Here is a 25,556-nt window from a genome sequence, read left to right on the forward strand (position 1 = left end):
GCGGCTTATCTGACGAACGGTCGTTCGCAACTTCTCCGCCCCTCACCCTTGACCTTGCGGATAACCAACTATTCTTAAGCGCAGGCCATCCAGAAAAAGGGGAGAGCCGGTACACCGGCGTGCGGGTCATCGGTAGCGTTACAAGGTGTTCTGGGGGGTATACAGCAATCGGCAACCCCGGTTGCATGCCAGCATCAGCTGACTGATCCGGCGTCGTCTCCACGTATCGAGCGAGGTGACGTCATGAGTATTTTTAGCCACTTCCAACAACGTTTCGAGTCTACGCGCCAGGAAGAACTCTCGCTGCAGGAGTACCTCGAGCTGTGCAAAGAGGATCGCAGTGCCTACGCATCGGCGGCCGAACGGCTGTTGCTGGCCATCGGTGAGCCGGAGCTGATCGACACCTCAACCAATTCCAGACTGTCGCGAATCTTTTCCAACAAGGTTATCCGCCGCTATCCGGCCTTTGCCGACTTCCATGGCATGGAAGAGTGCATCGACCAGATCGTGTCCTACTTCCGCCACGCCGCCCAAGGCCTGGAGGAAAAGAAACAGATCCTCTATCTGCTGGGCCCGGTGGGCGGCGGTAAATCGTCGCTGGCCGAAAAACTCAAGCAGCTGATGGAAAAGGTACCGTTCTACGCCATCAAGGGCTCGCCGGTATTCGAGTCGCCACTGGGGCTGTTCAACGCCACCGAAGACGGGGCCATTCTCGAGGAAGAGTACGGCATCCCGCGGCGCTACCTGAACACCATCATGTCGCCCTGGGCTACCAAGCGCCTGCAGGAATTCGGCGGCGACATCAGCAAGTTCAAGGTGGTGAAGCTGTACCCGTCGATCCTCAACCAGGTCGCCATCGCCAAGACCGAACCCGGCGACGAGAACAACCAGGACATTTCGGCCCTGGTCGGCAAGGTGGATATCCGCAAACTCGAGGAATTCCCGCAGAACGACGCCGATGCCTATGCCTATTCGGGCGCGCTGTGCCGGGCCAACCAGGGCCTGATGGAATTCGTCGAGATGTTCAAGGCACCGATCAAGGTCCTGCACCCGCTGCTCACCGCCACCCAGGAGGGCAACTACAACAGTACCGAAGGCCTCGGCGCCATCCCCTACTCCGGGATTCTGCTGGCCCACTCCAACGAATCGGAGTGGCACACCTTCCGCAACAACAAGAACAACGAGGCGTTCATCGACCGGATCTACATCGTCAAGGTGCCGTACTGCCTGCGCGTCAGCGACGAAATCAAGATCTACGACAAGCTGCTGATCAACAGCTCGCTGGCCAAGGCCCACTGTGCTCCAGACACGCTGAAGATGCTCGCCCAGTTCACCGTACTGTCGCGCCTGAAAGAGCCGGAAAACTCCAACATCTATTCGAAGATGCGGGTGTACGATGGGGAAAACCTCAAGGACACCGATCCGAAGGCCAAGTCGATCCAGGAATACCGAGATGCCGCCGGCGTCGATGAGGGCATGAACGGCCTGTCGACCCGCTTCGCGTTCAAGATCCTGTCCAAGGTGTTCAACTTCGACCCACATGAAGTGGCAGCCAACCCGGTTCACCTGCTGTATGTGCTGGAGCAGCAGATCGAGCAGGAACAGTTCCCGGCCGAAGTGCGGGAACGCTACCTGCGCTACCTGAAGGAGTACCTGGCCCCGCGCTACATCGAGTTCATCGGCAAGGAAATCCAGACTGCCTACCTCGAGTCCTACAGCGAATACGGCCAGAACATCTTCGACCGCTACGTGCTGTACGCAGACTTCTGGATCCAGGACCAGGAATACCGCGATCCGGAAACCGGCGAAATCCTCAACCGTATCGCCCTCAATGAAGAACTGGAGAAGATCGAGAAGCCGGCCGGCATCAGCAACCCGAAAGATTTCCGCAACGAAATCGTCAACTTCGTATTGCGCGCCCGTGCCAACAACAATGGCAAGAATCCGAGCTGGCTGAGCTACGAAAAGCTGCGGGTGGTGATCGAGAAGAAAATGTTCTCCAACACCGAAGACCTGCTACCGGTCATCAGCTTCAACGCCAAGGCAAGCAAGGAGGACCAACAGAAACACAACGACTTCGTCACGCGTATGGTGGAGCGTGGTTACACCGACAAACAGGTTCGTCTGCTGTCGGAATGGTACCTGCGGGTCAGGAAATCGCAATAAAGCGACAAGCTACCCACCGCACGCCCAAGGCTGCTGCCAGCCTTGGGCGGCGGAAGCTGCTTTGCTGCCATTACGTGCAGCAGCTCGTAGCTTGAAGCGTGCAGCTGTTCCCAGCTACCGGAGGGGCCATGAGCTACGTTATAGATCGACGCCTGAACGGCAAGAACAAGAGCACGGTCAACCGCCAGCGCTTCCTGCGGCGGTACCGCGAACATATCAAGAAGGCCGTCGAAGAGGCGGTAAGCCGCCGTTCCATCATGGACATGGAACATGGCGAGCAGATCAGCATTCCAGGGCGCGATATCGACGAACCGGTGCTGCACCATGGTCGCGGGGGCAAACAGACCATCGTGCACCCAGGCAACAAGGAGTTCACCGCCGGTGAACACATCCCCAGGCCGCAAGGCGGCGGAGGCGGTGGCAGCGGCCGCGGCAAGGCCGGCAACTCCGGCGAGGGCATGGACGACTTCGTCTTCCAGATTACCCAGGAAGAATTCCTGGAGTTCATGTTCGAGGACCTCGAACTGCCCAACCTGGTCAAACGTCACCTGACCGGGGCCGATACCTTCAAGACCGTGCGCGCCGGTATCGCCAACGAAGGCAACCCGTCACGCATCAACATCGTGCGCACCCTGCGTTCAGCCCATGCCCGGCGCATCGCCCTGACCGGCAGCAGCCGCGCACTGCTGCGCGAGGCACAGAAGGAACTCGCCCGCCTGAAGGTCGAGGAACCAGACAACTTCACCGATATCCAGGAAGTCGAACACGAGATCGAACGCCTGAAGGCACGCATCAACCGCCTGCCCTTCCTCGACACCTTCGACCTCAAGTACAACCTGCTGGTCAAGCAGCCCAACCCCAGCTCCAAGGCGGTGATGTTCTGCCTGATGGACGTATCTGGCTCGATGACCCAGGCCACCAAGGATATCGCCAAGCGTTTTTTCATCCTGCTGTACCTCTTCCTCAAGCGTAACTACGAGCGCATCGAAGTGGTGTTCATCCGCCACCACACCAGCGCCCGTGAAGTCGATGAGGAAGAATTCTTCTATTCGCGGGAGACCGGCGGCACCATCGTTTCCAGCGCGCTCAAGCTGATGCAGGAGGTCATGGCCGAACGCTACCCGGCCAGCGACTGGAACATCTACGCCGCCCAAGCCTCCGACGGCGACAACTGGAACGACGACTCGCCGATCTGCCGCGACATCCTGGCCAAGCAGATCATGCCGCATGTGCAGTACTACACTTACGTTGAAATCACCCCTCGTGAACACCAGGCGCTGTGGTACGAATACGAGCGCATCGGCGAAGCCTTTCCCGACACGTTCGCCCAGCAGCAGTTGGTATCGGCCGGCGATATCTACCCGGTCTTCCGTGAACTCTTCCAGCGCAGGTTAGCCACATGACCGCCAGAGCACAGAGACGCCAACCAATTTCCACCGGGTCCGAGTGGACGTTCGAACTGATCCAGACCTACGACCGGGAAATCAGCCGCCTGGCCGAGCGTTACGCCCTGGACACCTACCCCAACCAGATCGAGGTGATCACCGCCGAGCAGATGATGGACGCCTACGCCTCGGTCGGCATGCCGCTGGGTTACCACCACTGGTCCTACGGCAAGCAGTTCCTCAGCACGGAGAAATCCTACAGCCGTGGCCAGATGGGCCTGGCCTACGAGATCGTGATCAACTCGGACCCGTGCATCGCCTACCTGATGGAAGAAAACACCATGTGCATGCAGGCACTGGTGATTGCCCATGCCTGCTACGGCCATAACAGTTTCTTCAAGGGCAACTATCTGTTCCGCACCTGGACCGACGCCAGCTCGATCATCGACTACCTTGTCTTCGCCAAGCAGTACATCGCCCAATGTGAAGAGCGCCATGGCATCGATGCAGTGGAAGACCTGATCGACTCCTGCCATGCCCTGATGAATTACGGCGTCGACCGTTACAAGCGGCCTTATCCGATTTCCGCCGAAGAGGAGCGGCGGCGGCAGAAGGAGCGCGAGGAGCACTTGCAGCGGCAAATCAATGACCTGTGGCGCACCATTCCGAAAAGCGCTGACAAGGGTAACGAGCGCGATGATGCGCGCTTCCCTGCCGAACCGCAGGAAAACATCCTGTATTTCATCGAAAAGAACGCCCCACTGCTGGAACCTTGGCAGCGTGAAGTGGTGCGCATCGTGCGCAAGATCGCACAGTATTTCTACCCACAGCGCCAAACCCAAGTGATGAACGAAGGCTGGGCGACGTTCTGGCACTACACACTGATGAACGACCTGTATGACGAGGGGCTGATCACCGAAGGCTTCATGATGGAGTTCCTGCAGTCACACACCAGCGTGGTGTTCCAGCCCGGCTTCGACAGCCCCTATTACAACGGCATCAACCCCTACGCACTGGGCTTTGCGATGTACACCGACATCCGCCGCATGTGCGAGAACCCGACCGAAGAAGATCGCCGCTGGTTCCCCGACATTGCTGGCAGTGACTGGCTTTCTACCATCAAGTTCGCCATGAGCAGCTTCAAGGACGAGAGCTTCATCCTGCAGTACCTGTCGCCGAAGGTCATGCGCGATCTGAAGCTGTTCAGCATCCTCGATGACGACCAGCGCGACGACCTGTATGTACCTGCCATCCACGACGAGGCCGGCTACAGGACGATTCGCGAACTGCTGGCGGCGCAGTACAACCTGGGCAACCGTGAACCGAACGTGCAGATCTGGAGCGTCGACCGCCGCGGCGACCGCTCGCTGACCTTGCGTCACCAGCAACACAACCGCAAACCGCTGGGCGATTCTACCGATGAAGTGCTCAAGCACCTGCACCGCCTGTGGGGCTTCGACATCCATCTGGAAACCGTTCAGGGCGAGCAGGTGATGAAGACCCATCACATGCCACCACGCGGCGAGCACGGTGAAAGCGCCGACTACGGCCGCATGGATCTGGCTGTCATCCACCACCTCTAGTGCCACGCCATGAGTGCCGACAGGGTATCCTGTCGGCAGTTATGGAGAGCTGCACATGCACATCTACAAAGTTGGCGGCGCCGTGCGCGACCGCCTGCTCGGTCGCCCTGTCAGTGATATCGACTGGCTGGTGGTCGGCGCCACGGTCGAGGAAATGCACGCCAAGGGCTTTCGCCCGGTCGGCGCTGATTTCCCGGTGTTCCTGCACCCGAAAACCGGCGAGGAATATGCCCTTGCCCGCACCGAGCGAAAGAGCGGGCGCGGCTATGGCGGATTTACCTTCCACGCCAGCCCCGATGTGACCCTGGAGGAAGACCTGATCCGCCGTGACCTGACCATCAATGCGATGGCCGAGGACGAGATGGGTACGGTGTACGACCCCTATCATGGCCAGGACGATCTCGATCAGCGCCTTTTGCGCCATGTTTCGCCGGCATTCGCCGAAGATCCATTGCGCGTGCTGCGTGTTGCGCGCTTTGCTGCACGTTACGCGCCGCTGGGTTTTCGGGTTGCCGATGAGACACTGGAACTGATGCGCCAGATCAGTGCTTCTGGCGAACTGCAGGCGCTGACCGCCGAGCGCAGTTGGAAGGAAATCGAGCGGGCGCTGATGGAGGCGCAGCCGCAGGTGTTCTTCCAGGTGCTGCATGCTTGTGGGGCACTGCGGGAGCTGCTGCCAGAGTTTGATGACACCCCCAAGGCCCTGGCGGCGCTGGAACAGGCGGCCATGCACGAACAGACCCTGCAGGTACGCTGGGCCTGCCTGCTGCAGTCGCTGACACCGGCCGCTATCAAAGCCGTCAACCAGCGCCTGAAGGCGCCACGGGAATGCCAGGAGCTGGCGTTGTTGACGGGTGAATGCCTGAAGCTGGGCAACCAGGCGCAGGAGCTGCCTGCCACGGCACTGCTGGAGCTGTTGCAGAAGTTCGATGTGTACCGACGGCCACAACGGTTCGAAGACTTCCTGATCGCTTGCGAGATGACAGCGCTAGGCGAGGGCAAAGCGGGTTATCCACAGGCCGACTACCTGCGAGGGGCTGCGGCGGCGGCGCGGGCGGTGGATGTGAAACCGTTGGTGCTGACAGGGCTGACCGGCCAGGCCCTGGGAGAGGCGCTCAAAGGTGAGCGGCTGAAAGCGCTCGAGGCTTACAAGCTCGGTTGAAGATACCCGCCCCTTCGCGGCTGAAACCACTCCCACAGGGACTGCGTGAGCCTGAGCGGACATGCCCGCGAAGAATTCAACTTTTCCTGCATGGATCGCATGATGCCCAATGTTGTGCGCCCCCTGTGGGAGCGGCTTTAGCCGCGAAAGGGCCGGTGCAGGCTTACGCGGGAGTCAGCTGCAACCCACGCCACTCAAAGGCAACCGGAGCCAACACCTGCTCGATCCGCGCCTCCTGCCACAACTGCGCCATTGTCTTGCCTACCCCCGGATGCACCAGCTCCGGCGCCAGCAGCGACAGCGGCCAAAGCACAAAGGCGTTCTTCAGGATCTCGGCCCGAGGCAACACCAACCCATCGAACGTGCCGTGCAGGCCGTCATACATCAGCACGTCGATATCCAGCGGTAGGCCCTTGCGGTCCGGGGCATAGCGGCCATTATCGGCCTCGATGAACTTCAGCCGGCGGTCCAGTTCGATCAATGGCAACTCAGTCTGCCCGGTCACCACGAAGTTGATGAACGGCCCACTCTTGATTCCCACCGCCTGGCTTTCGAACGCCGGCGAACAGCGCATGTCGGTCAGGATGCCTGCCAACGCATCGAGCCCGGCGCACAAATGCACCTCGCGGTCGATATTGCTGCCAAGGCCCAGGTAAACCGTGCTCAGAGACATCCGCGCTCGATCTCCACGCCAACACCACCACGGGCCGCCGGCACCGCACCCGGCTTGGTCAGTTTCAACCGCACCCATGGAATGTGGAACTCTTCCATCAACGTCGCCACCAGGCGCTCGGCGAAGGTTTCCACCAACTCGAAACGGGCCTGTTCGGCAAACGCCTGGATGCGCGCCGACACACTGGCATAGTCCAGCGCCAGGTTCAGGTCGTCACCGGCCGCAGCCGGGCGGTTGTCCCAGGCGAAGCTCAGGTCCAGGCGCAAGCACTGGCGAATATCCCGCTCCCAGTCATAGGCACCGATGACGGTATCGACTTCCAGGCCTTCGATGAACACTCTGTCCAAGCACTTCTCTCCACAGCACGACAAGGGCGACTGGCGCCGTTAGAATCAGGGCGTCCTCGCCCGGAATAGTTAGCATGTTTTGGTTACTGGCGTTGCTCGCCTACCTGCTCGGCTCGCTGTCCTTCGCCATCGTCCTAAGCCGCCTCACGGGCAGCCCGGACCCGCGTTCCAGCGGTTCAGGCAATGCCGGCGCCACCAACATGCTACGCCTGGCAGGCCGCAAGCTGGCGATCCTGACCCTGCTTGGCGACCTGTGCAAGGGCCTGTTGCCGGTATTGCTTGCCCGCGGTGCCGGGCTGGACCTGCACGCACAGGCCTGGGTAGGCGTGTGCGCAGTGCTGGGCCACCTGTTCCCGCTGTACTTCCGCTTCCAGGGCGGCAAGGGCGTGGCAACCGCCGCCGGCATGCTCATGGCCTTGTACTTCCCGGCCGCGCTACTGGCCATCGGCGCCTGGCTGCTGACCTTCTACCTCACCCGCACCAGCTCGCTGGCGGCGCTGATCGCCACACCGCTGACCTTGCCATTGCTGGCCTGGCGCGAGCCAGAGGCCCTGCTGCCGATCACCGTGCTGACGGCGATGATCGTATGGCGTCACCGCAGCAACCTGCGCGACCTGTTCGCCGGCCGCGAACGGCACTTCTAACGCTTAAACCGGCGGCAACTGCTCCATCGGCCAGCGTGCCTGCACGCTGATCGCCAGGTCCTGCTTTTGCCCGGCCAACAACCGCTGGCAGCCGGCATAGGCGATCATCGCGCCGTTGTCGGTACAGAACTGCGGGCGCGCGTAGTACACGTTGCCCTTGATGCTGCCGAGCATGTCTTCGAGGGACGCACGCAGGGCCTTGTTGGCGCTGACGCCACCGGCAATGACCAGGCGCTTGAGGCCAGTCTGCTTCAACGCCCGCTTGCACTTGATGGTCAGAGTCTCCACCACCGCCTGCTGGAATGCCAGGGACAGGTCGCAACGGGTTTGCTCACTGTCGTCGCCGGCATCGCGGCACTGCTGCCAGGTGTTCAGGGCAAAGGTTTTCAGGCCGCTGAAGCTGAACTCCAGCCCCGGGCGATCGGTCATCGGCCGCGGGAACACGAAGCGGCCAGGCACGCCGCGCTCGGCCAGGCGGGCGATTTCCGGGCCACCGGGGTAGTTCAGGCCGATCAGCTTGGCGGTCTTGTCGAACGCTTCGCCGGCGGCGTCGTCCAGGCTCTCGCCCAGCAGTTCGTACTGGCCGATGCCATCAACCCGCACCAGCTGGGTGTGACCGCCGGAAACCAACAAAGCGACGAACGGAAACTCCGGTGGGTTTTCTTCCAGCATGGGGGCCAGCAGGTGGCCTTCCATGTGGTGTACGCCAATTGCCGGGATGTCCCAGGCAAAGGCCAGCGCCTGGGCGCAGGAGGCCCCCACCAGCAGGGCCCCTACCAGGCCTGGGCCCGCGGTATAGGCGATGGCATCGATCTCGGTAGCCACGCAACCGGCCTCGTCAAGCACCTGGCGGATGAGTGGCAGCATGCGCTTGACGTGGTCACGCGAGGCAAGCTCTGGCACCACGCCGCCGAACACGCGGTGCAGGTCGATCTGGCTGAACAGCGCGTCGGCCAACAAACCGCGTTCGCTGTCGTATAATGCGACGCCAGTTTCGTCGCAGGATGTTTCCAATCCCAGTACTAGCATGGGTTCGTCCCTTGTGGGGGCTGAATTCGAAGCCGCGCATGATAGTCCCCGTGTCGGATGCCGACCAGCGGTTTTCGATCAGAGGCTTTGCATTCCGGCTTGCTAAGGGTTAACATCCGCAACCCTTGAAAACCGACGTTCTCCAGCACACCTTTGTTTTGCCAGGAGCACGTCTACCCCGGTAATGAATTAAGGTAGCCCTGGATGCCAGCCGTCAAAGTTAAAGAGAACGAACCCTTCGACGTAGCTCTGCGTCGTTTCAAGCGCTCCTGCGAAAAAGCCGGTGTACTGGCTGAAGTTCGTAGCCGCGAGTTTTACGAGAAGCCGACCGCCGAGCGTAAGCGCAAAGCAGCTGCTGCTGTTAAGCGTCACGCCAAGAAAGTTCAGCGCGAACAGCGCCGCGCCGTTCGTCTGTACTAATACAGACGTTCTACGCAAAGCTTCTGCCTGCCCGGCTAACCGCCGGGCGATGGCAGTGGTCGATTCAAACTTGAGCAGCTAGCTCAAGGCCCTGCACAAGCTTCATGCGAACTGCACATGGGCAACCTGCCTGAAACGTCAGAGCTGGTCCCCCTTGCTGTATGACCAGACGTGCACGTCCGACTGACGGGCCCTCAGGGGCTGGCGACGAGCACACATTCCCTCGCACTTTCCCAAGCGGCACTCGCCCCATTCGGCGCGTGAGCGATTAGACTTGCCAGCTGCCAGATGACGAGACTGCCATGGCCGGGCTGATTCCCCAGAGTTTCATTGACGACCTTATCAACCGCCTCGACATTGTCGACGTGGTGAGTTCGCGCGTCCAGCTGAAAAAAACCGGCAAGAACTATTCCGCCTGCTGCCCGTTCCACAAGGAGAAGACCCCTTCCTTCACGGTCAGCCCCGACAAGCAGTTCTACTACTGCTTCGGCTGCGGTGCCGGCGGCAACGCCCTGGGCTTCGTCATGGACCACGACAACCTGGACTTCCCCCAGGCCGTCGAGGAGCTGGCCCGCGCCGCCGGCATGGAAGTGCCCCGCGAGCAAGGCCGCCGCGACCACAAGCCACGCCAGCCAACCGACTCGCCGCTGTACCCGCTGCTGGAAGCGGCCTCCGAGTTCTATCGTCAAGCCCTGCGCAGCCACCCGACCCGCAAGGCGGCGGTGGACTACCTCAAGGGCCGTGGCCTGTCCGGGGAAATCGCCCGTGACTTTGGCCTGGGCTTCGCCCCGCCAGGCTGGGACAACCTGCTCAAACACCTGGGTGCCGATACCCTGCAGCAGAAGGTGATGATCGATGCCGGCCTGCTGATCGAGAACGCCGAAAGCGGCAAGCGCTACGACCGCTTCCGCGACCGGGTGATGTTCCCGATCCGCGACAGCCGCGGGCGCATCATCGCCTTCGGTGGCCGGGTGCTCGGCGACGACAAGCCCAAGTACTTGAACTCCCCGGAAACGCCGGTGTTCCACAAGGGCCAGGAACTGTACGGTCTGTACGAGGCACGCAAGCACAACCGCAACCTTGACGAAATCATCGTCGTCGAGGGCTACATGGACGTCATTGCCCTGGCCCAGCAGGGCCTGCGCAACGCCGTGGCCACGCTCGGCACCGCCACCAGCGAAGAACACCTCAAGCGCCTGTTCCGCGTGGTACCCAGCGTGCTGTTCTGCTTCGATGGCGACCAGGCCGGGCGCAAGGCCGCCTGGCGCGCCCTGGAATCAACCCTGTCGAACCTGCAGGACGGCCGCCGCGCGCGCTTCCTGTTCCTGCCCGAAGGCGAAGACCCGGACAGCCTGGTACGCGCCGAAGGCACCGATGCATTCATGGCCCGCATCAACCAGCACGCCCAGCCGCTGGCCGATTACTTCTTCGAGCAACTAGGCGTCGAAGCCGACCCACGCTCGCTGGAAGGCAAGGCGCACATGGCGACCCTGGCCGCACCACTGATCGAAAAGATTCCCGGCGCCAACCTGCGCCAACTGATGCGCAACCGCCTGAAGGAAATCACCGGCCTCGACCCGCAGCAGGTCGAGCAACTGGCGCAACACGCCCCGGCCGCCAGCAGCGTGCCGGGCTACGACCCTGGCTACGATTACGACGCCATGGCCAGCTACACCCCCGACTACGGCGACATGCCGCAGCACGACTTCGCCCCCGTTCATCAGGAACAGGAGTGGAAGCCGAACAAGGCCACTGGCAAGAAGCAGTGGAGCGACAAACCCTGGGACAAGAACCGCAAGGGTGGCAAGCCATGGCAGCAACGTGACGAAGCGCCACCACGGGTACCGGCCCCGGTCGAGCCACCCACCCTGGCCGCCCTGCGCACGCTGCTGCACCACCCGCTGCTGGCCGGCAAGGTGGAAGATGCCAGCCACTTCGCCGACGAAGAACACCTGTACAGCCAGCTGCTGGTGGCACTGATCGAAGCCGCGCAGAAAAATCCTGGGCTAAGCTCAATGCAGTTGATCGCACGTTGGCACGGCACCGAACAAGGGCGCCTGCTGCGGGCCTTGGCGGAAAAGGAATGGCTGATCGTGGCCGACAACCTTGAACAACAGTTTTTCGACACTATAACTAGCTTGTCCGCCCGCCAACGCGAGCGCAGCCTGGAACAACTGCTCAGGAAATCACGTCAAAGCGAATTGACCAGCGAGGAAAAAACCCAGCTCCTCGCCCTGCTGAGCCGGAATGTTCCCGCACAAACGCCGACCTCATCTGGCGCGTGAGGCCCATGCTCGGGTATAATCCTCGGCTTGTTTTTTGCCCGCCAAGACCTTCAGTGGATAGGGTGTTATGTCCGGAAAAGCGCAACAGCAGTCTCGTATCAAAGAGTTGATCACCCGCGGTCGTGAGCAGGGCTACCTGACTTACGCGGAGGTCAACGACCACCTGCCTGAGGATATTTCAGATCCGGAACAGGTGGAAGACATCATCCGCATGATCAACGACATGGGGATCAACGTATTCGAGAGTGCTCCGGATGCGGATGCCCTTCTGTTGGCGGAAGCCGACACCGACGAAGCCGCGGCCGAAGAAGCCGCTGCTGCGTTGGCGGCAGTTGAAACCGATATCGGCCGCACGACCGACCCGGTGCGCATGTACATGCGCGAAATGGGTACCGTCGAGCTGCTGACCCGCGAAGGCGAGATCGAAATCGCCAAGCGTATCGAGGAAGGCATCCGTGAAGTCATGGGCGCCATCGCTCACTTCCCGGGCACTGTCGACTACATTCTCGGCGAATATGACCGCGTCACCAGCGAAGGTGGCCGTCTGTCGGACGTTCTCAGCGGTTACATCGACCCTGACGACAATATCGCCGCGCCGACCGAAGAAGTGCCGATCCCGGGCACCAAGGCCGCCGCCGCGAAGGAAGAATCCGACGACGACGAGGAAGAATCCGAAAGTGGTGACGACGAGGAAGAGGCCGAGAGCGGCCCGGACCCGGAAGTCGCTCGCCAGCGTTTCGGTGCGGTCAACGACCAGCTCCAGGCCACCAACAAGGTCCTGAAGAAGAACGGTCGCGCCCACAAGGAAAGCATCGAAGCCCTGCAGGCTCTGGCCGACCTGTTCATGCCGATCAAGCTGGTACCGAAGCAGTTCGAGGTACTGGTAGAGCGTGTTCGTGACGCCTTGAACCGCCTGCGCCAGCAGGAACGCGCCATCATGCAGCTGTGCGTGCGTGACGCCCGCATGCCGCGTGCCGACTTCCTGCGCATGTTCCCGAGCAACGAAACCGACCAGACCTGGAGCGGTGACCTGGCCAAGCGCAACACCAAGTGGGCTGCCGCCCTGGGTGAAAAGGACGCTGCCATCGTCGCTTGCCAGCAGAAGCTGATCGACCTTGAGACCGAAACCGGCCTGACCGTTGCCGAGATCAAGGAAATCAACCGTCGCATGTCGATCGGTGAAGCCAAGGCCCGCCGCGCCAAGAAAGAAATGGTCGAGGCGAACCTGCGTCTGGTTATCTCCATCGCCAAGAAGTACACCAACCGTGGCCTGCAGTTCCTCGACCTGATCCAGGAAGGCAACATCGGCTTGATGAAAGCGGTGGACAAGTTCGAATACCGTCGCGGTTACAAGTTCTCGACCTACGCCACGTGGTGGATCCGCCAGGCGATCACCCGTTCGATCGCCGACCAGGCGCGCACCATCCGTATTCCGGTGCACATGATCGAGACGATCAACAAGCTCAACCGTATTTCCCGCCAGATGCTGCAGGAAATGGGTCGCGAACCGACCCCGGAAGAGCTGGGCGAGCGCATGGAAATGCCTGAGGACAAGATCCGCAAGGTACTGAAGATCGCCAAAGAGCCGATCTCCATGGAAACCCCGATCGGTGACGACGAAGATTCGCACCTGGGCGACTTCATCGAGGACTCGACCATGCAGTCCCCGATCGACGTGGCCACGGTCGAAAGCCTCAAGGAAGCCACCCGTGATGTGCTATCGGGCCTGACCGCACGCGAAGCCAAGGTGCTGCGCATGCGATTCGGTATCGACATGAACACCGACCACACCCTCGAAGAGGTGGGCAAGCAGTTCGACGTGACCCGTGAGCGGATCCGTCAGATCGAAGCGAAGGCGTTGCGCAAACTGCGCCACCCGACTCGCAGCGAGCATCTGCGCTCCTTCCTCGACGAGTGATGACAAAACCCCGGCCCAGGCCGGGGTTTTTCTTTTCCGCCTGTTGCGCAAAATCTGAATTCTGGCGAGATCTCGGCAGGAGCAGCCTTGTGCTGCGAAGAGTCCATTGCAACAGAAGATGATTCTTTAGCCTAACTGGCGACTTCGCAGCACAAGGCTGCTCCTACAGGGGCCGCGCTTGCCATGAACGCGATGCAGGCCGCACCACACCCGCAAGGCCCTGTTGTCTCTGACAAAGACCCTGTCCTTCACCGCACACCGGCAGCAATGCCCGTCTACACTCGACTTCAGACCCCCTGAATGCGAGGCCGCTATGCACCCGATGCCGGCCATCCTGTTGCTGCTCCTGATTTTATGGAACACAACGGCCGGCGCCCTGACCCTGACAAACGAGGAGAAAGCCTGGTTGGCTGCCCACCCGCAGCTGAGCCTGGGTGTAGACGCCTCTTGGCCACCGTTCGAGTTTCGCGACCAGGAGGGCCGGTACCAGGGCTTGGCCGCCGATTACATCGCCACCATCCAGCAACGCCTGGGTGTGACGCTCAAACCGGTCGAACCCAGCAGCTGGACCGAGGTACTGACGCAGGCACGCGAAAGCCGCATCGACCTGCTGCCCGGCATCATGTCCACCCCCGAGCGCCAAGCCTACCTGGCCTTCACCCGGCCATACCTCGACTTCCCCATCGTCATCCTCGCCCACAAAGGCGGCGCACAACCGCGCAATCTGAACGACCTTTACGGCCTGAAGGTTGCCGTGGTCGAAAACTACGCCCCGCACGAACTGCTGCGCACCCACCATCCAGACCTCAACCTGGTGGCCCTGCCCAACGTCAGTTCCACTCTGCAGGCGCTGGCCACTGACGAAGTGGACGCCGTGGTCGGTGACCTCGCGTCAAGCATCTGGAGCCTGCGCCAGCTCAAGCTCGATGGCCTGTACGTCAGCGGCGAAACACCCTACCGCTACCAACTGGCCATGGCCGCCCCGCGCGACAAGAAGGAACTGGTCGGCATTCTCGACAAAGTGATGGCAGACATGAGCAGCGCCGAAGTCAGCCAGATCCAGCAACGCTGGGTGGGCAATGTGGTCGACCAACGGATGTTCTGGTCAGACCTGCTGGTGTATGGCCTGCCGGCGGTGCTGGTATTGATGGCCGTGCTGGCAGTGGTCATCCGCATCAACCGCCGGCTCAGTTCGGAAATTTCTCGGCGCATAGCCCTGGAACAGGAACTGCGCAGCAGCGAGTACCACTATCGCAGCCTGGTGGAGAGCCTGTCCGCCATCGCCTGGGAGGCCGACGCCAACGACTTCACCTACAGCTACGTCTCGCCCCACGCCGAAGGCCTGCTCGGCTACCCATTGGCCGACTGGCTCAAGCCCGGCTTCTGGCGCAGCATCCTGCACCCGGAGGATGCCCTCTGGGCCCAGGCCTACTGCGACAGCGAAACTGCCGCCGGCCGCGATCACAGCCTCGACTATCGGGTGATCAGGGCCGATGGCCAGCCACTGTGGGTACGCAACATCGTCAGCATGATCGAGCATGGCCATCTGCCTGTGATGCGCGGCCTGATGATCGACATCAGCGAAACCAAGCGCACCGAGGATGCCCTGCGCTTGTCCGAGCAGAAGTTCGCCTCGGTGTTCCAGCAGTGCCCCGACATCCTGCTGATCGCCCGCCACAGCGACGGCTGCCTGCTGGAGGTGAACGAAGCCTTCGAAGAACAGATCGGCCTCACCCCGGGCCAGGTAATTGGCCGCACCGCCACCGAACTGAACCTGTGGGGCGTCGAAGGCGCCGGCCCGCGGCTGCTCGAACGCCTGCACCAAGGTGGTATACGCAACCTGGAAATGAGCTTCCGCCGCAGCAACGGCCAACTGTTCACCGGCCTGACCTCGGCCGAAACCTTCGAACTCGACGGCAACCTCGCGCTGGTGGTGGCGGTACGCGATATCAGCCAGCTCAAGGAAACCCAGGAACAGCTGCAAACCTCGGAAGAGAAATTCGCCAAGGCCTTCCATGCCTCGCCCGATGGCCTGCTGCTGTCGCGCCAGAGCGACGGCTTGCTGCTCGAAGTGAACGAAGGCTTCTGCCGCCTGACCGGCTATGACCTCAGCCCGAACATCGACCAGACCTCACTGGACCTGGGCATCTGGGTCGACCTCAACGAGCGCAAGCGCCTGGTCGAACAGCTCAACCGTGACGGCTTCGTACGCGACTTCACTTGCCACCTGCGTCGCAGCGATGGGCAGATTCGCCTCTGCGAGCTTTCTGCACGGCCGCTGCCGATTGCCGGCGACGACTGCATGCTGACCATCGCCCGCGACATCACCGAGCGCCACCTGATGCAGGAAAAACTGCAACTGGCCGCCACCGTGTTCGAGAATACCGCCGAAGGCGTGTTGATCACCGACATCGACCAGCGTATCAGTGCCGTCAACCGCGCTTTCAGCGAAATTACCGGCTACAGCGAGATCGAAGCCCTCGGCCAGACCCCGCGCCTGCTCGCCTCCGGCCAGCACGACAGCGCGTTCTATGCGGCCATGTGGCACCAGCTTACCGATGAAGGCCACTGGCAAGGCGAGATCTACAACAAGCGCAAGAACGGCGAGCTGTACCCCGGCTGGCTGACCATCAGCGCCGTGCGCAACAGAGAACGCGAGATTACCCACTTCGTCGCCGTGTTCGCCGACATCTCCAGCCTCAAGCACGCACAGGCCAAGCTCGACTACCAGGCCCACCACGACCCGCTGACCGGCCTACCCAATCGTGCCCTGTTCGAGAACCGCCTGCAGGCCGCGCTCACCTGCTCGCAGGTATCCAACCGCAAGGGCGCGGTACTGTTCCTCGACCTCGACCGTTTCAAGCATATCAACGACAGCCTCGGCCATCCGGTCGGCGACCTGCTGCTCAAGGGCATCGCCCAACGCCTGAAGGAGCAGGTGCGTGATGTCGATACCGTGGCCCGCCTGGGTGGCGATGAGTTCATCATCCTGCTGCCCGGCTTGCACAAACCCAGTGACGCCAGCGCCATCGCCAACAAGCTGCTGACCTGCTTCAACGCGCCGTTCCAGGCCGGCGAGCACGAGTTCTTCACCAGCGCCAGCATCGGCATCAGCCTTTATCCACAGGACGGCACCGACGTTGCCACACTGATTCGCAACGCCGACGCCGCCATGTACCGCTCCAAGGCCAAGGGCCGCAACCGCGTGGAAGCCTACACCCTCGACCTCACCGCCCAGGCCAGCGAACGCATCGCCCTGGAGCACGAATTGCGCCGCGCCATCGAACGCAACGAACTGAGCCTGTGCTTCCAGCCCAAGCTAAGCCTCAAGACCCAGAGCCTGGTTGGCGCCGAAGCGCTGATTCGCTGGAGCCACCCGATATTTGGTGAAGTGCCGCCAGAGCACTTCATCCACCTGGCGGAAGAGAACGGCACCATCCTCCAGATCGGCGACTGGGTATTGGAGCAGGCCTGCCGGCAGATGCAGGCCTGGAAGCTGCACTACGAACCATTCGGCCCATTGTCGATCAACCTCGCCGGCGCCCAGCTGCGCCAACCTCACCTCGCCCGGCGCATCGAACAGTTACTGAAGCACTACCAGCTCAAGGCCGGCGACCTGCAGCTGGAAATCACCGAAAACTTCATCATGAGCCAGGCAGAGGAAGCCCTGGCCGTGCTGTACAAGTTGAAAAAACTGGGCGTGCAGCTGGCCATCGACGACTTCGGCACCGGTTATTCATCGCTGAGCTACCTCAAGCGCCTGCCGCTGGACATCCTCAAGATCGACAAATCGTTCATCCGCGGCCTGCCCGATGACCCCCACGACGCCGCCATCGCCCGCGCGATCATTGCCCTGGGCCGCAGCATGCAGTTGACCATCATTGCCGAGGGTGTGGAGAACCAGGCCCAGCAACGGTTCCTGGCGGCTGAAGGCTGCGAGCAGATCCAAGGCTACATCGTCAGCCTGCCCCTGCCCCCGGACGAGTTCGCAGCGACGTTTCTTCGTATAGCACTATCGGATCTTTCAGATGGCACAGGTGCGAAACCCTCGTTATAATCCGGCCACTTACTGAGGGCCTATAGCTCAGTCGGTTAGAGCAGAGGACTCATAATCCTTTGGTCCACGGTTCGAGTCCGTGTGGGCCCACCAGATAACTCAAAGGCCTACGTTGCAGAACGTAGGCCTTTTTCTTTTCGGCAGTTCTGCCGGATGAAAAAGCTACGGCCGATGTTTACATCCTGGGCCAGGCCGACACGGCCGCTCCTACAACGGGGGCGCGTCAGCATGGCCAACTGTCTACCCTTGCCCTGCTTACCGCAGGCTGGCTAGGCTAGCGGGCCAACCGTAGAGACTCGCCATGTCGGATTCCCGCTCCATCACGCTGGATGAAATCGATCGCCAGCTGATCGCACTGCTGCAGATAAACGCCCGCGAAAGCGTCGCCACCCTCGCCCGTCAGTTGGGCATCGCCCGCACCACCGTCAACTCGCGCCTGGAGCGGCTGGAGAAGAACAAGGTCATCTCCGGCTATGGCGTACGCCTGGGCCAGCGAGTGATGGGTGGGGGGCTGCAGGCGTATGTGGGGATCAAGGTGCAGCCGCGCTCGGGCAAGGAGGTGGTGCGCCGCCTGAGTGCGATGGGCCAGGTGCAGCAGCTGTGCGCAGTGAGCGGCGAGTTCGACTATGTGGCCTGGCTGCGTACGGATTCGCCCGAGCAACTGGACCAGCTGCTCGACCAGATCGGCAGTGTCGACGGGGTGGAGAAGACCACCACGTCGATCATTCTCAGCAGCAAGGTGGACCGCGGGCAGCCGCTCTGAACTCGGCTGGCGGTCAGGCTTCCTGGCCATCGAGCAGGCCTTCCAGAATTGCCGAAAGGCTTTCGGCGGAATGCTGCATCGACCAGACGATGTCACGGCTGCGCTCGGGGGCGTGGTGCTGGGCGTAGTCAGTGGCGATCTGATTGAGACCACGGGCCAGCAGGCAGGCGTGGACCAGGGCGTCTGCGGCATCGATGCCGGGGCGTATGGCGAATAATGACGGGTGGCTGGATTCGCAGTTGCAGAAGGTTTTTTCTGCGGTGGGTTTCAGTTTTTCGGGTTGGTCGGGTAAGCGTTTGGTCATGGTATAGCCTCCAAATCACAAGGGTGATCGGCGGCCAATCGCATCCTTCTCACGGGAATTGGGTGGCAGCCATGCACGAGGTGAGAACCGGCGAACTTGGAGGCGTGTACCCGGCCAGGCAAAGCCTGCCCGCGCACAGCTGCCATAGCAGTGCGCCTCCAGAAAGATCAGCGGGTTCTCACGCCCGATCGCCGAATTTGCAGCGACCCAGTGAAGTTAACGATGAAGCCTTTCCCACGCTGCCAGACCGAGGCTATAGCGGGCGTAGGGTAATTCTCTGTTTCACGACATGGGTGTAGGCCCTGTCTGATCAACCGCATGGCAAGCACGACACGGGACCCTGTGGGAGCGGGTTTACCCGCGAATGCTGCAGTGAATCCACCGACGCATTCGCGGGTGAACCCGCTCCCACAGGGGCCGGTTCCATCCCTGGACTACTCAATCTCCTGTTTAGTCGTAATGCACATAAGATGCTTCATTTCGACGAGACAACATCCATTCAGACAACACTCTGCGCCTTAATAACGAACATCACACCCCCTAAAATGGCCCCCAGGCATCTCCTATACTCAGGCTCCGCCCGCTGCGCAGCCTATCTGGCAAGGTCACTTCATGAACAAGAAAAACCGCCACCCAGCCGATGGTAAAAAACCCGTCACCATCTTCGGCCCGGACTTCCCCTTCGCCTTCGACGACTGGCTGGAACACCCCGCAGGCCTGGGTAGCATCCCGGCCGAGCGCCATGGTGAGGAAGTGGCAATCGTGGGCGCCGGTATCGCCGGCCTGGTAGCGGCCTACGAGCTGATGAAGCTGGGCCTCAAGCCGGTGGTGTACGAAGCCTCCAAGCTGGGCGGCCGGCTACGCTCGCAAGCCTTCAACGGCACCGACGGGATCATCGCCGAACTGGGTGGCATGCGCTTCCCGGTGTCATCCACTGCCTTCTACCACTACGTGGACAAGCTGGGCCTGGAGACCAAACCGTTCCCCAACCCACTGACCCCGGCCTCGGGCAGCACGGTGATCGACCTGGAAGGCCAGACCTACTACGCCGAAAAACCCACCGACCTGCCCAAACTGTTCCACGAAGTGGCCGATGCCTGGGCCGATGCGCTGGAAAGCGGTGCGCAGTTCGCTGACATCCAGCAAGCCATCCGTGACCGTGACGTGCCGCGCCTGAAAGAACTGTGGAACAGGCTGGTACCGCTTTGGGACGACCGCACGTTCTACGACTTCGTCGCCACCTCGCGCTCGTTCGCCAAGTTGAGCTTCCAGCACCGCGAAGTGTTCGGCCAGGTCGGCTTCGGCACCGGCGGCTGGGACTCGGACTTCCCCAACTCGATGCTGGAAATCTTCCGCGTGGTAATGACCAACTGCGACGACCACCAACACCTGGTGGTCGGCGGTGTGGAGCAGGTACCGCAGGGCATCTGGCGCCATGTACCGGAACGCTGCGTGCATTGGCCGGAAGGCACCAGCCTGAGCGGGCTGCATGGCGGCGCGCCGCGTACCGGGGTCAAGCGCATCGCCCGCGCCGCCGATGGCCGCCTGGCGGTCACCGACAACTGGGGCGACACCCGTCACTACAGTGCCGTGCTCGCCACCTGCCAGACCTGGCTGCTGACCACCCAGATCGACTGCGAGGAATCGCTGTTCTCGCAAAAGATGTGGATGGCCCTGGACCGCACCCGCTACATGCAGTCGTCGAAGACCTTCGTCATGGTCGACCGGCCGTTCTGGAAGGACAAGGACCCGGAAACCGGTCGCGACCTGATGAGCATGACCCTCACCGATCGCCTCACCCGTGGCACCTACCTGTTCGACAACGGCAACGACAAGCCGGGGGTGATCTGCCTGTCGTACTCGTGGATGAGCGATGCGCTGAAGATGCTGCCGCATCCGGTGGAAAAACGCGTGCAACTGGCCCTGGACGCACTGAAGAAGATCTACCCGAAGACCGACATCGCCGGGCACATCATCGGCGACCCGATCACCGTTTCCTGGGAGGCCGACCCGCACTTCCTTGGTGCCTTCAAGGGCGCGCTGCCTGGGCACTACCGCTACAACCAGCGCATGTACGCGCACTTCATGCAGCAGGACATGCCTGCCGAGCAGCGCGGCATGTTCATCGCCGGTGACGATGTGTCGTGGACGCCGGCCTGGGTGGAAGGCGCGGTACAGACATCGCTGAATGCGGTGTGGGGTATCATGAATCACTTCGGCGGCCGCACCCACCCGGACAACCCCGGCCCAGGCGACGTGTTCGACGAAATCGGCCCGATCGCCCTGCCGGACTGAGACAAGGAGGCAGCATGCGCATCGCTCTGTTTCAGGGCGCACCCAAGCCACTGGACGTGCCCGGCAACCTGCAACGGTTGCGCCACCAGGCGCAACTGGCGGCCGAACGTGGCGCCAGTTTGCTGGTGTGCCCGGAGATGTTCCTGACCGGCTACAACATCGGCCTGCCCCAGGTCGAGCGCCTGGCCGAGGCCGTCGATGGTCCGGCGGCCATGGCGGTGGTGGAGATCGCCCAGGCGCACCGTATCGCTATCGTCTACGGCTACCCGGAGCGTGGCGATGATGGAGCCATCTACAACAGTGTGCAGCTGATCGATGCGCATGGCCGCAGCCTTGGCAACTATCGCAAGACCCACCTGTTCGGCGAGCTGGACCGCTCGATGTTCAGCGCAGGTGCCGATCACTTCCCGGTGGTGGAGCTGGATGGCTGGAAAGTCGGCCTGCTGATCTGCTACGACATCGAGTTCCCGGAGAATGCCCGGCGCCTGGCGCTGGACGGTGCCGAGCTGATCCTGGTACCGACGGCGAACATGTCGCCGTACGACTTCATCTGCCAGGTGACCGTGAGGGCGCGGGCGCAGGAGAACCAGTGCTACCTGGTGTATGCCAACTATTGCGGCTCGGAAGGCGAGATCCAGTATTGCGGGCAGAGCAGCATCATCGGCCCGGATGGCAGCCTGCTGGCGATGGCCGGGCGGGACGAGTGCCAGTTGCTGGCAGAGCTGGAGCATGAGCGGGTGGTGCAGGGGCGCGGGGCGTTTCCTTACCTCACCGATTTGCGCCAGGAGTTGCATCTGCGTAAGGGCTGATGGCCCTTTCGCGGGCACGCCCGCTCCCACAGGGTCTGCGCTGCCTTTCATACCTGCGCCATTCCTGTGGAAGCGGGCGCGCCCGCGAAGAGGCCGGGCCTGCAAACAAATGGGTTAGCATGGACAGCAGTTACCGGAGCCCCCATGCCTGACGCCACCCGCCACCTCACCCTCGCCAACGGCCTGCAGCTGACCCTGCGCCACGCCCCGCGCCTGAAGCGCTCGGCCGCCGCCCTACGGGTGCACGCGGGCAGTCACGACGCGCCGACCAAATGGCCCGGCCTGGCACACTTCCTGGAGCACCTGTTCTTCCTCGGCACCTCGCGTTTCCCGCTGGACGACGGCCTGATGCGCTACGTGCAGGCCCTCGGCGGCCAGGTCAATGCCAGCACCCGCGAACGCACCACCGACTTCTTCTTCGAGGTCCCGCCCAGCGCCCTGGCCGGGGGGCTGGAGCGCCTGTGCCAGATGTTGGCCGAGCCAGACCTGGGCATCGAGCGCCAACGCCGCGAACGCGAAGTAATCCATGCCGAGTTCATTGCCTGGTCACGCAGCCCTCAGGCCCAGCAGCAGTTCGCCTTGCTGCAAGCCGCGGCGCCCGGCCATCCATTGGCCGCTTTTCATGCTGGTAACCGGCATACCCTGGCCTTGCAGAATCCCGCCTTCCAGCAAGCGCTCTGTGGCTTTCACCAGCGTTTCTACCAAGGCGGCCAGGTCGCCCTGAGCCTGTGCGGCCCGCAATCGCTGGATGAGCTGGAATTGCTGGGCCGGCAGCATGCCAAGCTGTTCGCAACGGGTGAACTGGTGCCACAAGCTCTGCCGCCGCCCTTATCGACGACCGACACGCACCTGCTGTTCAGCCACGAAAACCTGCCGGCAGGTGCCGAGCAGGCCCTTGAGTTGCTGATCGCCTGCCTCGGCGATAGCCGCCCGGGCACCTGGCTGGATGCGCTTCGCCAGCGCGGCTGGCTGCAGGGCTTCAAGGCCGAGGCACTGTATGCCTTCGCCGGGCAGTTGCTGTGGCACATTGATCTGAAGCTGAGCGAGGATGCCTGCCCGGAGGAAGCCGATGCCCTGTTGCATGGCTGGTTCGGCTTCATCCGCCAGGCCGCCCCTGAGCAATTGAGTGCCGAATTCGAGCTGCTGCAGCGAAGCCGCGAACGCAGTGCCAGCGCGCTTGAACTGGCCCGCCGGGACAGCGCCGGCCAGCCGTTCAGCGGTTTGGACACACAAGGCTTGCACGCCCTTCGTGCCCTGCTGGAAGGCCTGCCGGGCCGAGAACATGGGCACTGGCAACTGCCCGGCGTCGATCCCTTGCTCCTGGCCGACTTGCCTGATGCCAGTCCACACCCACTACCAGCAGCACTGAAAGTCAGCGATCAGCTGCCTGGCACTCGTCAGTACGCAGCGCTGTACCTGCGCTGGCATGTCCCTTCACCGTTGCGCCAGCGTCTGCACGCGCTGCTCGAACGTGCCCTGCACCCCATGCAGGAGCGCTGCGAGCGCGTATCGGTGCAGTTGCAGTTCAGTGCCGCTGGCGAATACTGGCAACTGCGCTGCGCCGGGCTACCGGCAGCGGTGCTGCGCACTGTGGAACAGGCCTTGGCATTGATGCGCAAGCCCCCGGCAGGCAGCTGGCTGCCCTGCTCGACGCAGCCTCCGGCGCTGATCCCCATCCGGGCCCTGCTCAAGCAGCTGCCCGACGCCGTGCTGGGCGCCGCGCCTGCACCTGCTCCGGCCTGCACCCTGGCACAGACGCATCTCGACAGCCTGTGGCAGCACGCACGCTGGCACGGCCTGGCTGCCGGCTTCGACGATACCGCCCTGGACGCATTGGGCACCGCGCTGCAGCAGTGCCCTGGCCAAGGCTCGGCGCCTGGCCCTCTGCCCGCCTGGGCCAACCACCGTTGGCAACATGCCGAAGTACTCGGTAGTGAGCATGCCCTGCTGCTGTTCTGCCCACTGCCAGCGCCCATGGAAGCCGCTGGCCGCCTACTCGCGCAGTTGCTGCAAGGGCCGGTTTACCAACGGCTGCGGGTAGAATTGCAACTCGGCTATGCGGTATTCAGTACCTTTCGTCAGGTCGAGGGTGTCGGCGGCCTGCTGTTCGGGGTCCAGTCGCCTCACGCCAGCCAGGTACAGATCCTCGACCACCTGCTCACCTTGCTGCGCCAGGGCGTTACCCTCGCCCCTGTCGCTCGCCAGGCTCTGGCCGGGCAATTCGATGAACCGGCGATGGGTAATGCCGAAGTCGCCGAATGGGCGTGGCAGACATACCTGGCTACACAACCCGGCAGGCTGGATACGCTGCGCAGGTCTATCCTGACTACGCGGCAGACGGATCTGGACCACCTGCTGAGCCACCTGCTCGGTACAGGTTCCACTTGGCTATGCTTGGCCAACGCCGCCGCACCAGATGCTTCCTGGCTGGGCTCAACCCCATGATTGTTACGAAAACCGCAATGGAGTTTTCAAATAATTAACCTTTCGGTACAAATTTTTCTTGTAAGATAGCGCAATCCCAGCCAAGGGAACCTCCAGCCAATGGCGGTACCCAAGTAGTAGCTGACAAACCCACCCCTCATCCGGAAGGAGTAATTCCATGTGGACCAAACCTGCATACACTGATCTGCGCATCGGCTTCGAAGTCACCATGTACTTCGCCAACCGCTAAGCCCGGCTTACGGTTCAACGCCTCGGCCTGCCGGGGCGTTTTCGTTTTTTCGCTACGGTTTCTGCAGAGAGAGTGGCCATGTACATCCAGGTTCTCGGTTCCGCCGCCGGTGGCGGGTTTCCACAGTGGAACTGCAACTGCGACAACTGCAAGGGCTTGCGTGACGGCACCCTGCGTGCCACGCCACGCACGCAGTCGTCCATCGCCCTGTCCGACGACGGCGTGCACTGGGTGCTGTGCAATGCCTCGCCCGATATCCGCGCCCAGCTCCAGGCCTTTGCGCCGATGCAGCCGGCCCGTGCCCTGCGCGACACCGGCATCAACGCCATCATCCTGCTGGACAGCCAGATCGACCACACCACCGGCCTGCTCAGCCTGCGCGAAGGCTGCCCGCACCAGGTGTGGTGCACCGACATGGTCCACCAGGACCTGACCACCGGCTTCCCGCTGTTCAACATGCTCAGCCACTGGAACGGCGGCCTGCAGTGGAACCGCATCGAGCTGGAAGGCAGCTTCGTGATCGAGGCCTGCCCCAACCTGCGCTTCACCCCGTTCCCCTTGCGCAGCGCCGCGCCGCCCTACTCGCCGCACCGCTTCGACCCGCACCCGGGCGACAACCTTGGCCTGCTGGTCGAGGACACCCGCACCGGCGGCAAGCTGTTCTACGCCCCGGGCCTGGGCCAGGTGGACGACAAGCTGCTGACGATGATGCACGGCGCCGACTGCCTGCTGGTCGATGGCACCTTGTGGGAAGATGATGAAATGCAGCGCCGTGGCGTGGGCACCCGTACCGGCCGCGAGATGGGCCACCTGGCGCAGAACGGCCCCGGCGGCATGCTGGAGGTGCTGGATGGCTTCCCACGCCAGCGCAAGGTACTTATCCACATCAACAACACCAACCCGATCCTCGACGAAGACTCGCCCGAGCGTGCCGAAGTGCTGCGCCGGGGTGTGGAAGTGGCCTTCGATGGCATGAGTATCGAGTTGTAAAAAGGTCTGCGAGTTGACACAACCCCCTGTGGGAGCGGGCATGCCCGCGAAA

At 62.3% G+C, this 25,556-nt stretch carries 19 protein-coding genes and 1 tRNA gene; 16 read left to right on the plus strand and 4 right to left on the minus strand.

The window, feature by feature from the left end; all coding sequences use genetic code 11:
* The first annotated feature begins 243 nt into the window (after window positions 1-243).
* The 4 genes from ACK1U9_RS08845 (at window position 244) to ACK1U9_RS08860 (ending at window position 6,296) form a co-directional block, all read left to right on the plus strand.
* Complete coding sequence (locus tag ACK1U9_RS08845) at window positions 244-2,166, plus strand: PrkA family serine protein kinase (RefSeq protein WP_046614421.1); 1,923 nt, start codon at window positions 244-246, stop codon at window positions 2,164-2,166.
* A gap of 128 nt (window positions 2,167-2,294) precedes the next feature.
* Window positions 2,295-3,569 carry a YeaH/YhbH family protein gene (locus tag ACK1U9_RS08850; protein WP_046614422.1) on the plus strand — a complete coding sequence of 425 codons (1,275 nt, stop codon included), beginning with the start codon at window positions 2,295-2,297 and terminating at the stop codon, window positions 3,567-3,569.
* Window positions 3,566-5,134, plus strand: coding sequence for a SpoVR family protein (locus ACK1U9_RS08855; protein WP_025337455.1), 1,569 nt, complete (start codon window positions 3,566-3,568; stop codon window positions 5,132-5,134). The genes ACK1U9_RS08850 and ACK1U9_RS08855 overlap by 4 nt, the downstream gene beginning before the upstream one ends.
* Window positions 5,135-5,189: 55 nt before the next feature.
* Complete coding sequence (locus ACK1U9_RS08860) at window positions 5,190-6,296, plus strand: multifunctional CCA addition/repair protein (protein ID WP_108480292.1); 1,107 nt, start codon at window positions 5,190-5,192, stop codon at window positions 6,294-6,296.
* Between the two features lie 163 nt (window positions 6,297-6,459).
* Here the strand turns inward: ACK1U9_RS08860 and folK are convergent, their stop codons facing one another.
* Window positions 6,460-6,969 (minus strand): 2-amino-4-hydroxy-6-hydroxymethyldihydropteridine diphosphokinase, encoded by a 510-nt coding sequence (gene folK / locus ACK1U9_RS08865; protein ID WP_108480293.1) that lies wholly within the window; start codon window positions 6,967-6,969, stop codon window positions 6,460-6,462.
* Window positions 6,960-7,316 carry a dihydroneopterin aldolase gene (folB, locus tag ACK1U9_RS08870; RefSeq protein WP_004375185.1) on the minus strand — a complete coding sequence of 119 codons (357 nt, stop codon included), beginning with the start codon at window positions 7,314-7,316 and terminating at the stop codon, window positions 6,960-6,962. Before folB ends, folK begins: the two co-directional genes overlap by 10 nt.
* Before the next feature lie 74 nt (window positions 7,317-7,390).
* On the opposite strand from folB, the gene plsY reads away from it, so the two are divergent.
* Window positions 7,391-7,960, plus strand: a complete 570-nt coding sequence (gene plsY, locus ACK1U9_RS08875; protein WP_013970581.1) for a glycerol-3-phosphate 1-O-acyltransferase PlsY — start codon at window positions 7,391-7,393, stop codon at window positions 7,958-7,960.
* Window positions 7,961-7,963: 3 nt separating this feature from the next.
* On the opposite strand, the gene tsaD is transcribed toward plsY, so the two are convergent.
* Window positions 7,964-8,989 (minus strand): tRNA (adenosine(37)-N6)-threonylcarbamoyltransferase complex transferase subunit TsaD, encoded by a 1,026-nt coding sequence (gene tsaD / locus ACK1U9_RS08880; protein WP_025337452.1) that lies wholly within the window; start codon window positions 8,987-8,989, stop codon window positions 7,964-7,966.
* A gap of 204 nt (window positions 8,990-9,193) precedes the next feature.
* Here tsaD and rpsU point away from each other — a divergent pair, with 204 nt between their 5' ends.
* From rpsU to ACK1U9_RS08910, 6 genes are all read left to right on the plus strand, one after another.
* Window positions 9,194-9,409 carry a 30S ribosomal protein S21 gene (rpsU, locus tag ACK1U9_RS08885; RefSeq protein WP_003255575.1) on the plus strand — a complete coding sequence of 72 codons (216 nt, stop codon included), beginning with the start codon at window positions 9,194-9,196 and terminating at the stop codon, window positions 9,407-9,409.
* Window positions 9,410-9,711: 302 nt separating this feature from the next.
* On the plus strand, window positions 9,712-11,694 hold the full coding sequence (gene dnaG / locus ACK1U9_RS08890) for a DNA primase (protein ID WP_046614425.1): 1,983 nt from the start codon (window positions 9,712-9,714) through the stop codon (window positions 11,692-11,694).
* Window positions 11,695-11,761: 67 nt separating this feature from the next.
* A complete protein-coding gene (gene rpoD / locus ACK1U9_RS08895) occupies window positions 11,762-13,612 on the plus strand; it encodes an RNA polymerase sigma factor RpoD (protein WP_046614426.1) in 1,851 nt (616 codons plus the stop codon).
* Window positions 13,613-13,925: 313 nt separating this feature from the next.
* Complete coding sequence (locus ACK1U9_RS08900; RefSeq protein WP_108480294.1) at window positions 13,926-17,669, plus strand: bifunctional diguanylate cyclase/phosphodiesterase; 3,744 nt, start codon at window positions 13,926-13,928, stop codon at window positions 17,667-17,669.
* Between the two features lie 16 nt (window positions 17,670-17,685).
* Window positions 17,686-17,762: transfer RNA gene (locus tag ACK1U9_RS08905), tRNA-Ile, on the plus strand.
* A gap of 208 nt (window positions 17,763-17,970) precedes the next feature.
* Window positions 17,971-18,432: an Lrp/AsnC family transcriptional regulator gene (locus ACK1U9_RS08910; protein ID WP_015268712.1), complete on the plus strand. Its 462-nt coding sequence runs from the start codon at window positions 17,971-17,973 to the stop codon at window positions 18,430-18,432.
* A gap of 13 nt (window positions 18,433-18,445) precedes the next feature.
* On the opposite strand, the gene ACK1U9_RS08915 is transcribed toward ACK1U9_RS08910, so the two are convergent.
* Window positions 18,446-18,736, minus strand: coding sequence for a hypothetical protein (locus ACK1U9_RS08915; protein WP_108480295.1), 291 nt, complete (start codon window positions 18,734-18,736; stop codon window positions 18,446-18,448).
* Window positions 18,737-19,348: 612 nt separating this feature from the next.
* Here ACK1U9_RS08915 and ACK1U9_RS08920 point away from each other — a divergent pair.
* The 5 genes from ACK1U9_RS08920 (at window position 19,349) to pqqB (ending at window position 25,504) form a co-directional block, all read left to right on the plus strand.
* Window positions 19,349-21,031 (plus strand): flavin monoamine oxidase family protein, encoded by a 1,683-nt coding sequence (locus tag ACK1U9_RS08920; RefSeq protein ID WP_108480297.1) that lies wholly within the window; start codon window positions 19,349-19,351, stop codon window positions 21,029-21,031.
* Window positions 21,032-21,045: 14 nt separating this feature from the next.
* The gene (locus tag ACK1U9_RS08925) at window positions 21,046-21,840 is read left to right on the plus strand and encodes a carbon-nitrogen hydrolase family protein (protein WP_085600086.1); all 795 of its coding nucleotides are present in this window, start codon (window positions 21,046-21,048) and stop codon (window positions 21,838-21,840) included.
* A 144-nt stretch (window positions 21,841-21,984) separates the two neighbouring features.
* Entirely contained in the window at window positions 21,985-24,285 is a 2,301-nt protein-coding gene (gene pqqF, locus ACK1U9_RS08930) for a pyrroloquinoline quinone biosynthesis protein PqqF (RefSeq protein ID WP_108480298.1), read from the plus strand.
* A 157-nt stretch (window positions 24,286-24,442) separates the two neighbouring features.
* Window positions 24,443-24,514 (plus strand): pyrroloquinoline quinone precursor peptide PqqA, encoded by a 72-nt coding sequence (gene pqqA / locus ACK1U9_RS08935; protein ID WP_003243383.1) that lies wholly within the window; start codon window positions 24,443-24,445, stop codon window positions 24,512-24,514.
* Window positions 24,515-24,592: 78 nt separating this feature from the next.
* Complete coding sequence (pqqB, locus tag ACK1U9_RS08940) at window positions 24,593-25,504, plus strand: pyrroloquinoline quinone biosynthesis protein PqqB (RefSeq protein ID WP_046614432.1); 912 nt, start codon at window positions 24,593-24,595, stop codon at window positions 25,502-25,504.
* Window positions 25,505-25,556 lie beyond the last annotated feature (52 nt).

This window comes from Pseudomonas sp. XP1, from assembly GCF_053557675.1.

Excerpts from the sequence above, each read along its gene's own strand:
- ACK1U9_RS08845 (WP_046614421.1), top strand. The coding sequence starts at position 244 with ATGAGTATTTTTAGCCACTTCCAACAACGTTTCGAGTCTACGCGCCAG.
- ACK1U9_RS08850 (WP_046614422.1), top strand. The coding sequence starts at position 2,295 with ATGAGCTACGTTATAGATCGACGCCTGAACGGCAAGAACAAGAGCACG.
- ACK1U9_RS08855 (WP_025337455.1), top strand. The coding sequence starts at position 3,566 with ATGACCGCCAGAGCACAGAGACGCCAACCAATTTCCACCGGGTCCGAG.
- ACK1U9_RS08860 (WP_108480292.1), top strand. The coding sequence starts at position 5,190 with ATGCACATCTACAAAGTTGGCGGCGCCGTGCGCGACCGCCTGCTCGGT.
- folK (WP_108480293.1), bottom strand. The coding sequence starts at position 6,969 with ATGTCTCTGAGCACGGTTTACCTGGGCCTTGGCAGCAATATCGACCGC.
- plsY (WP_013970581.1), top strand. The coding sequence starts at position 7,391 with ATGTTTTGGTTACTGGCGTTGCTCGCCTACCTGCTCGGCTCGCTGTCC.
- tsaD (WP_025337452.1), bottom strand. The coding sequence starts at position 8,989 with ATGCTAGTACTGGGATTGGAAACATCCTGCGACGAAACTGGCGTCGCA.
- rpsU (WP_003255575.1), top strand. The coding sequence starts at position 9,194 with ATGCCAGCCGTCAAAGTTAAAGAGAACGAACCCTTCGACGTAGCTCTG.
- dnaG (WP_046614425.1), top strand. The coding sequence starts at position 9,712 with ATGGCCGGGCTGATTCCCCAGAGTTTCATTGACGACCTTATCAACCGC.
- rpoD (WP_046614426.1), top strand. The coding sequence starts at position 11,762 with ATGTCCGGAAAAGCGCAACAGCAGTCTCGTATCAAAGAGTTGATCACC.
- ACK1U9_RS08900 (WP_108480294.1), top strand. The coding sequence starts at position 13,926 with ATGCACCCGATGCCGGCCATCCTGTTGCTGCTCCTGATTTTATGGAAC.
- ACK1U9_RS08910 (WP_015268712.1), top strand. The coding sequence starts at position 17,971 with ATGTCGGATTCCCGCTCCATCACGCTGGATGAAATCGATCGCCAGCTG.
- ACK1U9_RS08915 (WP_108480295.1), bottom strand. The coding sequence starts at position 18,736 with ATGACCAAACGCTTACCCGACCAACCCGAAAAACTGAAACCCACCGCA.
- ACK1U9_RS08920 (WP_108480297.1), top strand. The coding sequence starts at position 19,349 with ATGAACAAGAAAAACCGCCACCCAGCCGATGGTAAAAAACCCGTCACC.
- ACK1U9_RS08925 (WP_085600086.1), top strand. The coding sequence starts at position 21,046 with ATGCGCATCGCTCTGTTTCAGGGCGCACCCAAGCCACTGGACGTGCCC.
- pqqF (WP_108480298.1), top strand. The coding sequence starts at position 21,985 with ATGCCTGACGCCACCCGCCACCTCACCCTCGCCAACGGCCTGCAGCTG.
- pqqB (WP_046614432.1), top strand. The coding sequence starts at position 24,593 with ATGTACATCCAGGTTCTCGGTTCCGCCGCCGGTGGCGGGTTTCCACAG.